General features: G+C 71.9%; 12 protein-coding genes. 7 read left to right on the top strand and 5 right to left on the bottom strand.

The genetic code is table 11. The annotated features are described in order from the left end of the window. Positions 1–760: 760 nt before the first annotated feature. Positions 761–2,884, bottom strand: a complete 2,124-nt coding sequence (locus ACTWM8_RS10390; RefSeq protein ID WP_446213623.1) for an MMPL family transporter — start codon at positions 2,882–2,884, stop codon at positions 761–763. 427 nt (positions 2,885–3,311) lie between these two features. On the opposite strand from ACTWM8_RS10390, the gene ACTWM8_RS10385 reads away from it, so the two are divergent. After that, entirely contained in the window at positions 3,312–4,880 is a 1,569-nt protein-coding gene (locus tag ACTWM8_RS10385; protein ID WP_435820588.1) for an acyl-CoA carboxylase subunit beta, read from the top strand. Then, on the top strand, positions 4,877–5,095 hold the full coding sequence (locus ACTWM8_RS10380; protein WP_446213622.1) for an acyl-CoA carboxylase epsilon subunit: 219 nt from the start codon (positions 4,877–4,879) through the stop codon (positions 5,093–5,095). The genes ACTWM8_RS10385 and ACTWM8_RS10380 overlap by 4 nt, the downstream gene beginning before the upstream one ends. A 105-nt stretch (positions 5,096–5,200) precedes the next feature. On the opposite strand, the gene ACTWM8_RS10375 is transcribed toward ACTWM8_RS10380, so the two are convergent. After that, complete coding sequence (locus ACTWM8_RS10375) at positions 5,201–5,467, bottom strand: hypothetical protein (RefSeq protein ID WP_157746089.1); 267 nt, start codon at positions 5,465–5,467, stop codon at positions 5,201–5,203. 870 nt (positions 5,468–6,337) lie between these two features. Here ACTWM8_RS10375 and ACTWM8_RS10370 point away from each other — a divergent pair. Together ACTWM8_RS10370 and ACTWM8_RS10365 are read left to right on the top strand one after the other, a co-directional pair. Then, the gene (locus ACTWM8_RS10370; protein WP_446213621.1) at positions 6,338–7,315 is read left to right on the top strand and encodes an ATP-binding cassette domain-containing protein; all 978 of its coding nucleotides are present in this window, start codon (positions 6,338–6,340) and stop codon (positions 7,313–7,315) included. Then, positions 7,308–8,099, top strand: a complete 792-nt coding sequence (locus ACTWM8_RS10365) for an ABC transporter permease (RefSeq protein ID WP_446213620.1) — start codon at positions 7,308–7,310, stop codon at positions 8,097–8,099. The genes ACTWM8_RS10370 and ACTWM8_RS10365 overlap by 8 nt, the downstream gene beginning before the upstream one ends. Before the next feature lie 139 nt (positions 8,100–8,238). Here ACTWM8_RS10365 and ACTWM8_RS10360 read toward each other — a convergent pair whose 3' ends face one another. Next, positions 8,239–8,985, bottom strand: coding sequence for a TylF/MycF/NovP-related O-methyltransferase (locus ACTWM8_RS10360; protein WP_446213619.1), 747 nt, complete (start codon positions 8,983–8,985; stop codon positions 8,239–8,241). Between the two features lie 154 nt (positions 8,986–9,139). Beyond that, positions 9,140–9,988: a mycofactocin-coupled SDR family oxidoreductase gene (locus ACTWM8_RS10355; RefSeq protein WP_446213618.1), complete on the bottom strand. Its 849-nt coding sequence runs from the start codon at positions 9,986–9,988 to the stop codon at positions 9,140–9,142. A 269-nt stretch (positions 9,989–10,257) separates the two neighbouring features. Here ACTWM8_RS10355 and ACTWM8_RS10350 point away from each other — a divergent pair, with 269 nt between their 5' ends. The 3 genes from ACTWM8_RS10350 to ACTWM8_RS10340 all read left to right on the top strand — a co-directional run bounded on the left by ACTWM8_RS10350 (position 10,258) and on the right by ACTWM8_RS10340 (position 13,878). Further along, entirely contained in the window at positions 10,258–11,061 is an 804-nt protein-coding gene (locus ACTWM8_RS10350) for a hypothetical protein (RefSeq protein ID WP_446213617.1), read from the top strand. 248 nt (positions 11,062–11,309) lie between these two features. After that, complete coding sequence (locus ACTWM8_RS10345; RefSeq protein ID WP_446213616.1) at positions 11,310–12,887, top strand: Na+/H+ antiporter; 1,578 nt, start codon at positions 11,310–11,312, stop codon at positions 12,885–12,887. Positions 12,888–12,966: 79 nt separating this feature from the next. Beyond that, entirely contained in the window at positions 12,967–13,878 is a 912-nt protein-coding gene (locus ACTWM8_RS10340) for a dienelactone hydrolase family protein (RefSeq protein ID WP_446213615.1), read from the top strand. Positions 13,879–13,884: 6 nt separating this feature from the next. Here the strand turns inward: ACTWM8_RS10340 and ACTWM8_RS10335 are convergent, their stop codons facing one another. After that, on the bottom strand, positions 13,885–14,226 hold the full coding sequence (locus ACTWM8_RS10335) for an MmcQ/YjbR family DNA-binding protein (RefSeq protein WP_154943138.1): 342 nt from the start codon (positions 14,224–14,226) through the stop codon (positions 13,885–13,887). Between the last annotated feature and the right edge of the window lie 29 nt (positions 14,227–14,255).

Below are 14,255 nucleotides of genomic sequence, written 5' to 3'. Positions count from 1 at the left end.
ACAACGACGGCGGCCCGAGCCTCGTTGCGTCACGTCGATCCGGTGGTGCCGTGGGACGCGGGCGGCGGTCCGATGGGCGTCGGAGCGGTACCGATGTTCGCCGCCCACACTCGCCGACGGCCCCCGCCCACCGGGACGAGCCACCCCGGGCTGGCTGCCCTGCCACCAGCTCGACCTGGCGCGCACGTTCGCCAAGGGCCTGCTGCCCTGCCGTCAGCTCGCCCTGAGCTGACTACGGCGACGCCGAGCGCTCGACGGCCCGCGACTCCCCGATCGCCCGGACGGTGCGGCGCGGACAAGAGCTCCCCCGCTTTGCGGCATGTCGCGCCGTCCCGGTCGACCGTCACCGCAACACACCGCAAACCGCGCCCCACCGGGAGGCAGCGCCCCGACGCCCGACGGTGCAGCGTGGACGAGGTCTCCCCCGCTTTGCGGCAAGTCGCGGCACCCTGGCCGGTCGTCGCCGCGACACACCGCAGACCGCGCCCCACCAACAGGCCGCAAACCGTGCCCCACCACGTATGGCGCGGCGACAGCGGCCCTGCCATGCGGCAGGGAAGGCTCTCGGGAAGCGACGAAGCGGCGCGCCCGACGAGATCGTCGGGCGCGCCGCCAGAGCGAATCGCACGTGCTGCCCGGGCTCGGTGCCGCCTCACCCCAGGTCACGGTCCCCGGCCAACGCCGGCGACCACCGCCCACGGCAGAGCGCCCAGCCCACCCAAGGGCCGGGGCGGGCCCAGAGACCCGCCCCGCCCGGTGGCTACTTGCTGGCCCGCACCGGCCCCGGCACGCCGGGGCTGACCGGCGCGGAGGCCTGCTTGCCGAGGTCCCGGTAGAGGCGCCCGGGCCACCAGCTCGCCCGGCCGATGTCGAAGGAGAGCGCCGGCACCAGCAGCGTCCGCACCAGGAAGGCGTCGAGCAGGACGCCCACCGCGACGACCACACCGAACTGGATCATGTCGACCACCGGCATGGAGGCGAAGACCGCGAACGTCGCCGCCAGCACGATGCCGGCCGAGGTGATGACGCTGCCGGTGGTGGACAGACCACGGCGTACGCCTTCGGCATGGCCGTGTCGCGCGGCCTCCTCGTGCACCCGCGTCATCAGGAAGATGTTGTAGTCGACGCCGAGTGCCGCGAGGAAGACGAAGCTGACCAGCGGCAACTGCCAGGCCGTCCCCTCGTGCCCGAACACGTGCTTGAAGAGCAGGTGCGACGCGCCCAGCGCGGCGAAGTAGGACGCCACCACCGTGCCGAGCAGGACCAGCGGCGCCACCAGGGCGCGGAGCAGGATGATCAGGAACAGCAGGATCACCGCGAGGACGACCGGGATGACCACCCGGGCGTCCCGGCTGGAGGCCCGGTCGATGTCCAGGGTCTCCGCGGTGGTGCCGCCGACCTTCGCGTTGGCCCCGGGTACGGCGTGCACCGCGTCCCGGATCTCGTCGATGGTCTCCTTCGCCGCGTCGCTGTCGGGCGCGTCCCGGAGCACCACGTCGATGATGACCCGCTTGCCGTCGGGGCTGGGCGACTCCTGGCCGACCGTCGTGCCTTCCACGCCGGCGGCTGCGGCCTTGACCGGCCCGGCCGCCGAGGCGTCGGCGACGAGGATGGCCGGGTCGGACGCGCCGGACGGGAAGTGCCGGGCGAGCTTCTCCTGCGCGGTGACCGACTGGGGCTTGGTCTGGAACACCTCGGTCTGGGCCAGCCCCATCTTGATGTCCAGCGCGCTGACGGCGAGGCCGCCGATCACGATCAGGCAGCCGAGCCAGACCACCCGGGGGTGGCGGCCGACGGCCATGCCGATCCGGGACCAGAACCCGCGCCCGGCCCGTGCCTCCTGGCCGAACTTCGGCACGAACGGCCAGAACACCCACCGGCCGGCGATCACCAGCAGCGCCGGCAGGATGGTGACCATCGCCAGGTACGCGCAGAGCACACCGGTGGCGCCGACCAGGCCGAGGCTGCGGGCGCTCTGCATGTCGGCCAGGGCGAGGCAGGCCAGGCCGACCACGACGGTCGCGGCGGAGGCGAGGATCGCCGGGCCCGAGCGGCGCAGCGCGATGCCCATGGCCAGATGCTTGTCGGCGTGCCGGCGCAACTCCTCGCGGTAGCGGGCGATGAGCAGCAGCGCGTAGTCGGTGCCGACGCCGAACAGCAGGATCATCAGCAGGCTGGAGCTGGCCGGGTTGACCGGCAGCCCGGCGTGTTTGGCGAGCAGGTACGCCACGCCCTGGGTGAGCGCGCTGGCGAAGCCGACAGCCAGCAGGGGGAAGATCCAGAGGAACGGGCTGCGGTAGATCAGCAGGAGCAGCACGATGACGATCGAGCTGGTGGCGATCATCAGGTTGACGTCGAGGTTCTCGAACGACTGCGTGTAGTCGTTGAGCAGGCCGCCGGGGCCACCGAGGTCGACGTCCAGCCCGGCCGGGGCGCCGGCCTGGGCGGCGGTGCGCAGGTCCTTGACCGCGAAGTCGATCTCGACGTCGTCGCGGGTGAGCGGCACCACCAGCATGAGCGCCTTGCCGTCCTGGGACGGGATGGCCGGCTGGATGGCCGCGCCGCCGTCGGCGAACTTCGCGAACGCCGTACGGTCGGCCTCCACCTTGCTGCGATCGGCGTCCTGGATCCCGGACTCGCGGGTGTAGACGGCGACCACCGGGACGGCCTCGGAGGCGGAGCGGTACTTGTCCAACTCCTCCATGACGGCGGTCGACTCGGCGCCGCGCGGGAGGCTGCCGGACGGAGTCCGGTCCTCGTAGTCCTCGATCTTGCCGAAGAGCGGGCCGAGCACGACGGCGAGGACTATCCACAACGCGAGGATGGCCCACTTGGAACGCCGACCACTCGGCAATTTGGCCAGTAGCCCGACAGAATCGCTCATTGAGCCGAAACCCTTCTATGCCCGTCTATGCCGATTTCATCGTCCAGGGCACGGAGATCCCGGCGTCGTCCGCCTGGGACGGGGACAAGACCTCGTCGCTCATCGGGCCTGACGGCCATTTCCAAAGGTGCCCCACCACGCGGGGCACGCTTCTGCGTATGCCCCACGCGTACATGCTAAGCAGTACGGCGGAACAGCGTCAAGCACTTCGGCAGAGTGTCCGATCAGCTGGCAAGAAGCGCTCTCACCCGGTTTCAGCTGCGGAAATGTCGATAGCCCTGGGGTTCTCGGGCGGGCGGCTAGGGGATCCGGCGCCCGGGTTAGGGGGCGGCCGTTCTGTTCGTGCCGCCGTCGCCGGTGGTTACGTGAGAGCCCGACCAGCCGGTTGACGCGGGTCGGCGTCGGCGAGCGTGAGGGGCGACGACGCATGGTGGACAAACCGCATTCCGACCTCGGGTCCCGGGTGGCCGAGCTGCATTCCGTCAAGGCCACGGCCGTCGCCGGCCCGGGGCCCCGCGCCTCGGCGCAGCAGCACGCCAAGGGCAAACTCACCGTCCGGGAACGGCTCGACCTGCTCTTCGACGAAGGCACGTTCCGGGAGATCGAGCAGTTACGCCGGCACCGGGCCGCCGGGTTCGGGCTGGAGGACCGCCGCCCGCACACGGACGGCGTGGTGACCGGCTGGGGCAAGGTCGACGGCCGGACGGTCTTCGCGTACGCGCACGACTTCCGGATCTTCGGCGGCTCGCTGGGCGAGGCCCACGCCGAGAAGATCCACAAGATCATGGACATGGCGGAGTCGGCCGGCGCGCCCCTGGTCTGCCTCGGCGACGGCGCGGGTGCCCGCATCCAGGAGGGCGTCACCGCCCTGGCCGGGTACGGCGGCATCTTCCGCCGCAACGTGCAGGCGTCCGGGGTGATCCCCCAGATCAGCGTGATGCTCGGGCCCTGCGCCGGCGGCGCGGCGTACTCCCCGGCGCTGACCGACTTCGTCTTCGCCGTCCGCAACGTGGCCCAGCTCTACCTCACCGGGCCGGACGTGGTGCAGGCGGTGACGGGCGAAACCGTGACACACGAACAGCTCGGCGGCGCCGAGGTGCACGCCTCGGTCACCGGCACCGTCTCGTTCGTGCACGACACCGAGGCGGAGTGCCTGGCCGAGGTCCGGCACCTGCTCTCGCTGCTGCCGTCCAACAACCGGGAGCTGCCGCCGGTACAGCCCACCGGGGACCCGCCGGACCGCCGCTGCCCGCGCCTGCTCGACCTGGTGCCCGCCGACCCCCGCGGCTCGTACGACATGCGCGAGGTGATCGGGGAGATCGTCGACGACGGGGACCTGCTCGAGGTGCACGCCTCCTGGGCCCGCAACATCGTCTGCGGCCTGGCCCGGCTGGACGGGCACGTGGTCGGCATCGTCGCCAACCAGCCCCGGATGCTCGCCGGCGCCCTCGACGGCCTGGCGTCGGCCAAGGCGGCCCGCTTCGTGCAGACCTGCGACGCCTTCAGCATCCCGCTGGTGACCCTGGTCGACGTGCCCGGCTTCCTGCCCGGCACGGCGCAGGAGCACAGCGGGATCATCCGGCACGGCGCCCAGCTGCTGTACGCGTACTGCTCGGCGACCGTGCCCCGGATCCAGGTGATCCTGCGCAAGGCGTACGGCGGGGCGTACATCGTGATGGATTCCCGGTCGATCGGCGCGGACCTGTCGTTCGCCTGGCCGAGCAACGAGATCGCGGTGATGGGCGCGGAGAGCGCGGCCAACGTGGTGTTCCGCCGCGAGATCGCGGCGGCGCCCGACCCGGAGGTGGCCCGCCGGCAGCGGATCAAGCAGTACGAGCAGGAGCTGATGCATCCCTACTACGCGGCCGAGCGCGGCCTGGTGGACGACGTCATCGACCCGGCCGAGACGCGCGCGGTGCTGGTCGGGGCGCTGGAGACGCTGCGGGCCAAGCGGGTGCAGCTGCCGGGGCGCAAGCACGGGAACCCGCCGACGTGACCGCGGCGGAGGAGTTCGACGCGGCGGGCGTCCCCCGACTGGTGGTGGTCCGGGGCGCGCCCACCGAGGAGGAGCTCGCGGCGGCCACGGTCGCCCTGATGTGCGCGCTGCGCGCCGCTCGGGATACCGCCCCCGGCCGTCGGCGCGCCGAGGCGTCGTGGTCCCCGGCGGCGGACTACCGGGCGCCGGGTGCCTGGGCCTCACGATGCCACTGACCGGGGCGCCGCCGTCGCCGCCGACCGGGTCGGCGCCGCCTCGCACCGCGTCGGCACCGTGGGGGCCGGCCCGGCGGGCACCGGAAGCGGCGGTCACCGGCGGGGTCAGTCCTCGCGCACCAGGCCGGCGTCGCGCAGCTCGTCGAGCCACCGGCCGATGACCACGATGATCTCCGCGCGGTCCGCCTCCCAGCTGGTGGCCACCTCGTCCGCGGCCAGGTTGAGGTCACCGCCGTGCCGTTGCAGCGAGATCCAGGAGACCGTGACGAAGGGCGGGTACCGGTACGTGACGGCGGTCGGCTGCCGGTGCAGGATCAGCCACCCGTCCGGAGACACCGTGACCTCCACGTTGTGCTCCCAACGCAGACCCACCATTCCTCCCGACATCACCCTCACCCGATCCCTGTGCGCTCCGATCACCGTCGCCCTCACCTCCCGGGCGATGGGCGACCACCCGAGGGATGCGCCCTCCCGGGCCGTCGGTCGCCTGTGCCCTCTCGTCCGCGCCGTCTCACCGTCCGCCTCGACGACCCGCGCCCGCCCGGGCCGGGCGCGAATTCACGCAGGAAGTCGAACATCAATGCGACAAGTGAGAACGGAATGATTGTGGCGACTTTCCCGGCGTCAACCTCGAACCGAACAGAAATCGGCTCGGGAATAGACCCCGAAAGCTTCTGTGTATGCCGTATACCGTTGTGTGCAGACCGTACACACCGGCTACTCGACGCGTCAACCCCACCACCGGGCGCCGGCCGGGAACCGGCACGCCGGCACCCCCAGCCAGGACCACTGGCGGCGGTTCGGAACGCGGCCGTGAGCAGCAGGGACGCGGACCACCTAGGGGTCAGCGCACGCGTCGAGGGGCCACACATCAGGGTCATCCCCCATCTGATCCCGGATGACGGAAAATGAGTGAGGACGTTTCAGAACAGCTCAGCAAGCCGGCCGTCGGTGGCGATTCCGCGCATTGTCGAGCACGGGAAATCCAGCCGCGCCGCCTCCCATTGCGGGCCGTGACGCCGCCGCTGGTCCACCCCTCGGCGACACGCCTGACCATCCGTGGACGGGCGCCGCCCGCGAGCCCCCACCGCAGGCGCCCGGCGCGGCGGCGAGAACGGTCTTGACCTGCGGCGACGAAGCCGGTTGACAGGCGGACATCGAACTGCGTACAGTCTACACGAATCAGCGTATGAGGCACGCAGAAGACCACCCGGAGCAGGGACGGCAAGGAGTGCAACGACAATGGCCTACGAATTGGCAATAGAAGCCAGCGGGCTACGAAAGTCCTATGGCGACGTGCAGGTGCTCAAGGGCGTGGACATCACCGTCCCCCGGGGCAGCGTCTTCGCCCTGCTGGGCCCGAACGGATCGGGCAAGACGACCAGCGTCCGCATCCTCTCGACGCTCACCTCTCTCGACGCGGGCCAGGCCCGGGTCGCCGGCTTCGACGTCGTCAAGGAGCGGCGCAAGGTGCGGCGGGCCATCACCCTGACCGGCCAGTACGCAGCGATCGACAAGAACCAGACCGGCGAGGAGAACCTGCGCATGATGGGCCGGCTCACCGGCCTGTCCCGCGCCGAGTCGCAGGAGCGCGCGAAGCAGCTGCTCGCCCGGTTCGACCTGACCGACGCCGGTGGCCGGCGACTGGCCACCTACTCGGGCGGCATGGCCCGCCGGCTGGACCTCGCCGCGAGCCTGGTCGGGGCGCCGTCGGTGGTCTTCCTCGACGAGCCGACCACCGGCCTGGACCCGCGCAGCCGCCTCGCACTGTGGGGCGTCATCGCCGACCTGGCCGCCAACGGCCTGACCATCTTCCTGACCACGCAGTACCTGGAGGAGGCCGACCGCCTCGCCGACAAGGTGGCCCTGCTCGACGGCGGCACCATCGTCGCCGAGGGCACCCCCACCCAGCTCAAGGAGCGGGTCGCGGGTCAGCGGCTCGACCTGGAGCTGGTCGACCGCACGGCGCTGGAGGACGTCCTGGCGCTGCTGGGCGAGCGGGTGGTCACCAAGGATCTCGACCTGCTGACGATCGGGGTCACCACCGACGGCTCGGCCAACCAGGTGCGGGCCGTGCTGGACGAGGCAGACCCGCAGCGCAACCGGATCACGAAGTTCCAGGTGCACAGCGCCACGCTGGACGACGTGTTCCTGGCGCTGACGGGCCACCCCACCCCGAGCCCGGAGGTGGAGAGAGTTAAGGAGACTGTCGGTGACTGAGTCCATCGTCCTGCGCAACCGGCCCCGGCCCACCTCGCTCGGGACCGACATGGTGACCATGATCGCGCGCTGCACCCGGCTGACCAGCCGGGACCTGGACGCCCTGATGATGGCGCTGATGCTGCCCATCATGATGATGGTGCTCTTCGTCTACCTCTTCGGCGGGGCGATCCAGACCGGCGGCGACTACGTCACCTACGTCTCCCCCGGCGTGCTGCTGCTCTGCACCGTGTGGGGCGCCGCCCAGACCGGCGTGGGCGTCGCCAACGACATGAGCACCGGCATCATCGACCGGTTCCGGTCGATGGACGTCAGCGGCGCGGTGCTGCTCGGCGGCCACGTCACCGCCAGCGTCATCAAGAACATCGTCTCCACGGTCGTGGTGATCGCGGTGGCCCTGCTCATCGGGTTCCGGCCCGGGGCCAGCCTGCTCCAGTGGCTCGCCGCCGGCGGCATCCTGGTCACCTTCATCCTGGCGATGTCCTGGCTCTCCGCGGTGGTCGGGCTGCTCACCAAGTCCACCGACGCGGCCGCCAGCTTCGCCTTCATCATGATGTTCCTGCCCTACGTCAGCAGCGCGTTCGTTCCGATCCACACGCTGCCCGGCTGGCTGCAGGGCGTGGCCAAGCACCAGCCGTCCACGCCGATCATCGAGAGCGTCCGCGGGTTCCTGCTCGACCGGCCGGTCGGCGACAACCCCTGGATCGCCCTCGCCTGGTCGGTCGGCATCCTCGTCGTCTCCGTCACCCTCGCCGCGGTCTTCTTCCAGAAGAAGACGGACTGAGCGCGGGCGTCGGTCACCGACAGCGAAGGCCCTTCTCCTCCCCCCGTTGGAGAAGGGCCTTCGCGCGTGCACCGGCAGGGCCGACACGAGAAGGGCGCCGCCTCCGTCGGGAGGCGGCGCCCTTCTCGGCGTACGCGGCTCAGGCCGTCCTGCGCCAGAACACCCCGCCGTTGTCCACCGGCCGGATCTCGTCGGTGATCCCGTGCTCGTCGCGGTACTCGTGCACCGCCGCCCGGCAGGGCTCCATGTTGTAGTCGTCGATGATGATGAACCCGCCCGCGGAGAGCTTGGGGTAGAGCGGGATCAGCGCCTCCCGGGTCGACTCGTACAGGTCGCCGTCGAGGCGGAGCACGGCGATCGAGGAGATCGGCGCCGCCGGCAGGGTGTCCTTGAACCACCCCTCCAGGAACTCCACCTGCTCGTCGAGCAGGTCGTACGCCTTGAAGTTGGCCCGGACCGCGTCCGCCGAGACGCTGAGCATGCTGTTCAGGTTGTGCAGGGCCATCTCCTGGTCCAGCGGGTGGCTGCCCTCCCCCGCCTCGGGCACGCCCTCGAAGGAGTCGGCGGCCCAGACGCGCCGGTCGGTGACGCCGTGCGCCTTGAGGATGGCGCGCATCAGGATGGTCACGCCGCCGCGCCACACCCCGGTCTCGACCAGATCCCCGGGGATCCCGTCGGCCAGCACCCGCTCGACGCACTCCTGCACGTTGTCCAGACCCTCGAGACCGACCAGCGTGTGCGCGGCGGAGGTGCCCGGAAGGCCCCCCTCGGGCACCGCGGCGCCCTCGGCCCCCGTCCACCAGGGAGCGGCGTTGTCGGTGTAGATCTCGTTGGCGATCACCTTCTTGATCAGCTCAAGGTAGAGCGTGACTCCCGTGTCGGTCATCTGTCCGTCCTCTTCCGCGGCCGGCGCGCGTGCCGACGCCGCTGTCGATCGGTCCTTGGTTGCCCTGCCGGACGCCGGTCGGGCCGCGCCGCATCCGGCACGGCCCGACCGCCGGCTGTCCACCACCCCGCCGTACGGGTACGGCGGGACGACGTCAGAGGTGCTGCATGGCCAGCGCGCCGCCGTCGATCTTGATCTGGCTGCCGGTGACGTAGCGCGACTCGTCGGAGGCCAGGTAGACCACGGCGTGCGTCACGTCGGCCTGGGTCACGTGCGAGATCGGCATGGCGTGGATGGCGCTCAGGATCGGCGCGATGTCCTCGACGGTGGGGTCGTCGAGGTCCGGCCGGTAGGTCTGGAACATCGACTTGTTGAACGCCATGTCGGTGTCCACGGTGGTCGGGTGGACCGAGTTGACCCGCCCGCTGGTCGGCGCGAGCTGGAGAGCCAGCGCCTTCACGTAGTCGACCAGGACGTGCTTGGCGAACCGGTACCCGGCGTACCCGGCGCCGGCCATCACGTCGGAGGGCATCGGCGGCAGGAAGCTCGCGATCGAGCCGACGATGATGACCGACACGCCCTCGTTGAAGTGCGGCAGCGCGGCGTGCACCGTGTTCAGCACCCCGGCGAGGTTGACGTCGATGGTGCCGGTGAAGGCGGTGATCGGCTGGTCCGGCCCCATCGGCAGGATGCCGGCGTTCGGGATCAGGACGTCGATCTTCCCCAGCTCGGCGACGCCCTCCTCGATGGCCGCCCGCAGCGCGCCGTAGTCGCGGACGTCCGCGTGCCGGACGACCACCCGGCGGCCGGCCTCCTTGACCAGGCGCGCCGTCTCCTCCAGGTCCTCGTTGCCGGCCATGCCGTAGCCGGCCGAGTCGATGTCCCTGCAGATGTCGATCGCGATGATGTCGGCGCCCTCCTCGGCCAGCCGGACCGCGTGGCTGCGCCCCTGACCACGGGCCGCGCCCGTGATGACGACGACCTTGTTCTCCGCCCGCCCCATGTGGGTCTCCCTCTGCCGGATCGCGTGAAAGGTGAGTCCAGACCGACCGGGAGCAGCGCCGCGTGCGGCGGTCATTCTCGCGTACGGTGGCCCGCTCGGGGCCGACGCTAACCAGGTACGGGACGGGTCTGAACCCCTTCCGACCCCTACTGGTCCCTTGAAGGACGCGGCCGGCGGGGCACAGAATGGGCGGCACCGGTGTCGCGACCCCGGCGGCGATCAGGGCCGTACGGGCTGAAACGTCGACTCTTCGCCGAAGGGACGACGGCATGCACCCGATGCTGCGGCGGCTCGACGACCTCGCCGCCCACCTGCGCACCCGCCCCGACGCCGTGGCGCTGCTCGGCCTCGGCTCGGCCGGCGTGGCGTACGACCTCCTGGACGAGCACTCCGACCTGGACTTCTTCGTCGTGGTCGCCGACGGCGCGGTGGCGAGCTACGTCGAGGAGATCGGCTGGCTGGCAGCGCCGTGCCCGGTGGCGTACAGCTTCGCCAACGAGCGCAACGGCCGCAAGGCGCTCTACGCCGACGGGATCTTCGTCGAGTACGCGGTGTTCACCGTCGGGGAGCTGGCGCGGTTGCCGTTCACCGGCGCCCGCGTCGTCTGGCAGCGGGACGACGCGCCCGCCACCCTGGCCGAGCGCGGCCGGCCACCGGGCGGGCCGCCGTACGACACCGTGGAGTTCCACCTGAACGAGGCGCTGACCAACCTCTACGTCGGCCTGCACCGGGAGCTGCGCGGCGAACGGCTCACCGCGGCCCGCTTCATCCAGTCGTACGCGGTGGACCGGGTGATCGCGCTGCTGCGCCTCACCGGGGCCGGGGCGGGACACCGCCGCGACCCGTTCGACGCCAGCCGGCGCGTCGAGCAGGCGTACCCGCCGGAGGTCCTGCCGCTGGCCGCGATGGTCCCGGGGTACGCGCGCAACCGCGAGGCGGCGCGGGCGGTGTTCGGCTGGCTGGCGGAGCGGTTCCCGGTGAACCCGGTGATCGGCGAGGCCGTCCGACGGCTGCTGGATGCCCCGCCCGCGCCTCCGTCGCCCAGCGACCTCCCGGCGCCGGACGCACCGTGACGATCAACCCGAGCGGCCCGAGCGCAGGTCGCTGATCCGCTCCCCCGCCGTCGCGTCGGGCGCGGGCCGGATCGATCGTTCCGGCCCGCGCCGGCCACCGGCCGTATCACGATGTTCGGGGTGGCCGGCGACCGGCGGGCCCGCCCCCGGCCGCGCGGGGCGGGCGGCGGCGGCCGTCGGCACGGAACCGGTCGGGACGACGCCCCGCGGCGGTGGCGTGCCGACCGCCGGCCGGCGGAAGGGGTGACGTGAGCGCGCTGGTGCTGATCGTGGTCCTGGGCACCACCGTGCTGGTCGGCACCACGCTCGGTGGCCGGTACAGCGTGGCCCCGCCGGTCCTGCTGATCACCATGGGTGCGCTGCTCGCGCTGCTCCCGCCGCTGTCCGAGGTGGTGCTGGAGCCGGAGGTGGTGCTGCTGCTCTTCCTGCCGGCGATCCTCTACCGGGAGAGCCTGGTGATCAGCATCCGGGAGATCCGGGCCAACCTGCCGGCGATCACGTTGCTCGCCGTGGTGCTGGTCGTGGTCACGATGATCGTGGTCTCCCTGACCGTGCAGCAGTTCGGCGTCGAACCCGCCGCGGCCTGGGTGTTGGGCGCGGTCCTCGCGCCGACCGACGCCGCGGCGGTCGCCGGCCTCGCCAAGCGGATGCCTCGCCGGCTGCTGACCACGCTGCGCGCGGAGAGCCTGATCAACGACGGCACCGCGCTGGTGCTCTTCTCCGTCACGGTCGGCCTGATCGCCGGGGGCGCCTGGCCGGCCGCGCCGGTGCTGCTCGGCCAGTTCGCCGGCTCGGCGGCGGGCGGGGTCGCCGCCGGCCTGCTGGCCGGCGGGCTCGTGATCGCGATCCGTCGACGCCTCGACGACCCGCTGCGCGAGGGCGCGCTGAGCGTGCTGACCCCGTTCCTCGCCTTCCTGCTGGCGGAGCTCGTCCACGCCAGCGGGGTGCTGGCGGTGGTGGTCGCCGGCCTCATCCTGTCCTACTTCGGGCCGCGGGTGATCCGGGCCCGGTCCCGGGTGCTGGCGTACGCCTTCTGGGATCTCTCCACCTTCCTGATCAACGGTTCGTTGTTCGTCCTCCTCGGCATGCAGATCCCCCGCGCGGCGAGGAGCATCACCAGCACCTCGACGGTGCAGGCGCTGACCATCGGGGCGGTGGCGGCCGCGGTGGTGATGGTGACCCGGATGATCATGGTGCAGGTCTCCGGCTACGGCGTGGAGGTCGTCGCCCGACGCAGGTCGCGACTCGCGGGCCCGACCGGCTACCGGGTGCGCACCGCGGCCGGATGGGCCGGCTTCCGTGGCGCGGTGTCCCTCGCGGCAGCGCTCGCGGTGCCGATGACAACGAAAGCGGGAGAGCCGATCGCCGAGCGTGACCTGATCATCTTCTGCACCGCGATGGTCATCGTGCTGACAATGGTGATCCAGGGCACCACGCTGCCCGCAGTGGTGAACTGGGCGCAGCTCAAGGGTGACGTGGAGCGGGAGGACGAGGTCCGGCGGGCCCGGACGGCGGCCACCAGGGCGGGCCTGGCCGCGCTGCCCGAGGTCGCCGCCGGGCTCGGCATGGGCGAGGACGCGGTCGACCGGCTCCGCGCCGACTACCAGCGGCACCTGGAGGAGACGCTCGCCGCCGAGACGGGCGACGAGGCCGCCCAGGCCCGGGAACTGGACCGGCAACTGCGGCTCAGCCTGCTCGACCGCAAGCGCCGCGAGGTCAACCGGCTGCGCGACAACAACGAGATCGACGACGCCGTGCAGCGGGAGGTGCAGGCCGCGCTGGACATCGAGGAGATCCGGCTACTGGGGCCGAGCACCAGCGAGTGATGCGCCGGGCGGCGCGCGCACCGCCCGGCGCCGCACTCGCGCCGCCGGGTCCGCCCGGCCCGGCTGGCATCATCCCGTCATGATCGAGTATCCGCAGACCGGCCCGTCGCGCCCGCTCGACCCGCTGCTGGACGCCGCCCTCGGCCCCCGCCCCGAGCGCGTTCCGCTCGACGTCGAACGGCTGGAGTCGGTGGACTGCGGCAGCTACGTACGGGAGAAGGTGAGCTACGCCGTCACCGCCGACCAGCGGGTATCGGCGTACGTCTGCGTCCCCAAGGGCGCGGACGGTCCACTGCCGGCCGTGTTCTGCCACCACCAGCACGCCGGGCAGTTCCACCTGGGCAAGAGCGAGGTGGTGGGCCTGGCCGGCCATCCCGACCAGGCGTACGCGCGGGAGCTGGCCGAGCGGGGCTTCGTCACGATCGCGCCGGACGCCATCGGGTTCGAGGAGCGCAACTGGAGCCCGGACGGCCGGTCGAACGTGTGCTGGTTCGAGCTGTCCAGCCGGCTGGTGCGGGGACGGACGCTGCTCGCCAGCTGCCTGCACGAGGTGTCCGTGGCGCTGGATCACCTGGTGTCCCGCCCCGAGGTGGACCCGACCCGCCTGGGCTTCATCGGCCATTCGTACGGTGGGCGGACGGCCCTGTGGGCCCCGGCCTTCGACCACCGCATCACCGCCTCGGTGTCGCACTGCGGCTGCATCCCGTACCGGTACTCGCTCACCCACGACACCGGGGTGCAGGCCGAGTTCGTCCTGCCCGGATTCGCCGCCGCGCACGACCTGGAGGACGTGCTCGCCCGGTACGGGCCGGCGTCGCTGCTCATCTCGGCCACCTCCGACGACCGGTGGAGCCGGGGCGCGGCGGAGCTGTTCGCCGGCGCCCGCCGGTTGCTCGGCGACCGGGTCGAGCTGGCGATGTACGAGGCGGGGCACGTGTTCACCGCGCCGATGCGCGAGCGCGCCTACGCCTTCCTGCGGCAGCGGTGCTGACCGGCGTCAGGCGCCCAGCCGCTGGCGCGCCAGGAACTTCGGCACGACCATCCGCCACGCCTCGGTCACCAGCTCGGTCATCTGGTCGTGGTCGAGCCGGTCGAGTCGGCAGCAGACCCAGTGGAAGCGCAGGTCGGACGCGCCGGGCAGGAAGAACACGTCCGGCTCGGCGGCGACGAGCCCGTCGCGTTCCTCCTTCGGGTAGCCGAAGCCCATCGTCGTCTCGTCGCGGGAGAACGCGACGTAGACGATGGCGCCCACCCGGAACTTCACCCGGTCGCGGATCAGGTGCTCGGTGGTGCGCGGCAACGTCAGTGCCAGCGACCGTACGTCGGCGACGGTGACCATGCGCCGACCGTAGCGGCGGGGGCCGACAT

It is taken from the genome of Micromonospora sp. IBSANI012 (genome assembly GCF_052814045.1).
This window is presented reverse-complemented; position numbering and strand designations above follow the sequence as displayed.

Coding starts and splice junctions, on each gene's coding strand:
- ACTWM8_RS10390 (WP_446213623.1), bottom strand. CDS start 2,884: ATGAGCGATTCTGTCGGGCTACTGGCCAAATTGCCGAGTGGTCGGCGT.
- ACTWM8_RS10385 (WP_435820588.1), top strand. CDS start 3,312: ATGGTGGACAAACCGCATTCCGACCTCGGGTCCCGGGTGGCCGAGCTG.
- ACTWM8_RS10370 (WP_446213621.1), top strand. CDS start 6,338: ATGGCCTACGAATTGGCAATAGAAGCCAGCGGGCTACGAAAGTCCTAT.
- ACTWM8_RS10360 (WP_446213619.1), bottom strand. CDS start 8,985: ATGACCGACACGGGAGTCACGCTCTACCTTGAGCTGATCAAGAAGGTG.
- ACTWM8_RS10355 (WP_446213618.1), bottom strand. CDS start 9,988: ATGGGGCGGGCGGAGAACAAGGTCGTCGTCATCACGGGCGCGGCCCGT.
- ACTWM8_RS10350 (WP_446213617.1), top strand. CDS start 10,258: ATGCACCCGATGCTGCGGCGGCTCGACGACCTCGCCGCCCACCTGCGC.
- ACTWM8_RS10340 (WP_446213615.1), top strand. CDS start 12,967: ATGATCGAGTATCCGCAGACCGGCCCGTCGCGCCCGCTCGACCCGCTG.
- ACTWM8_RS10335 (WP_154943138.1), bottom strand. CDS start 14,226: ATGGTCACCGTCGCCGACGTACGGTCGCTGGCACTGACGTTGCCGCGC.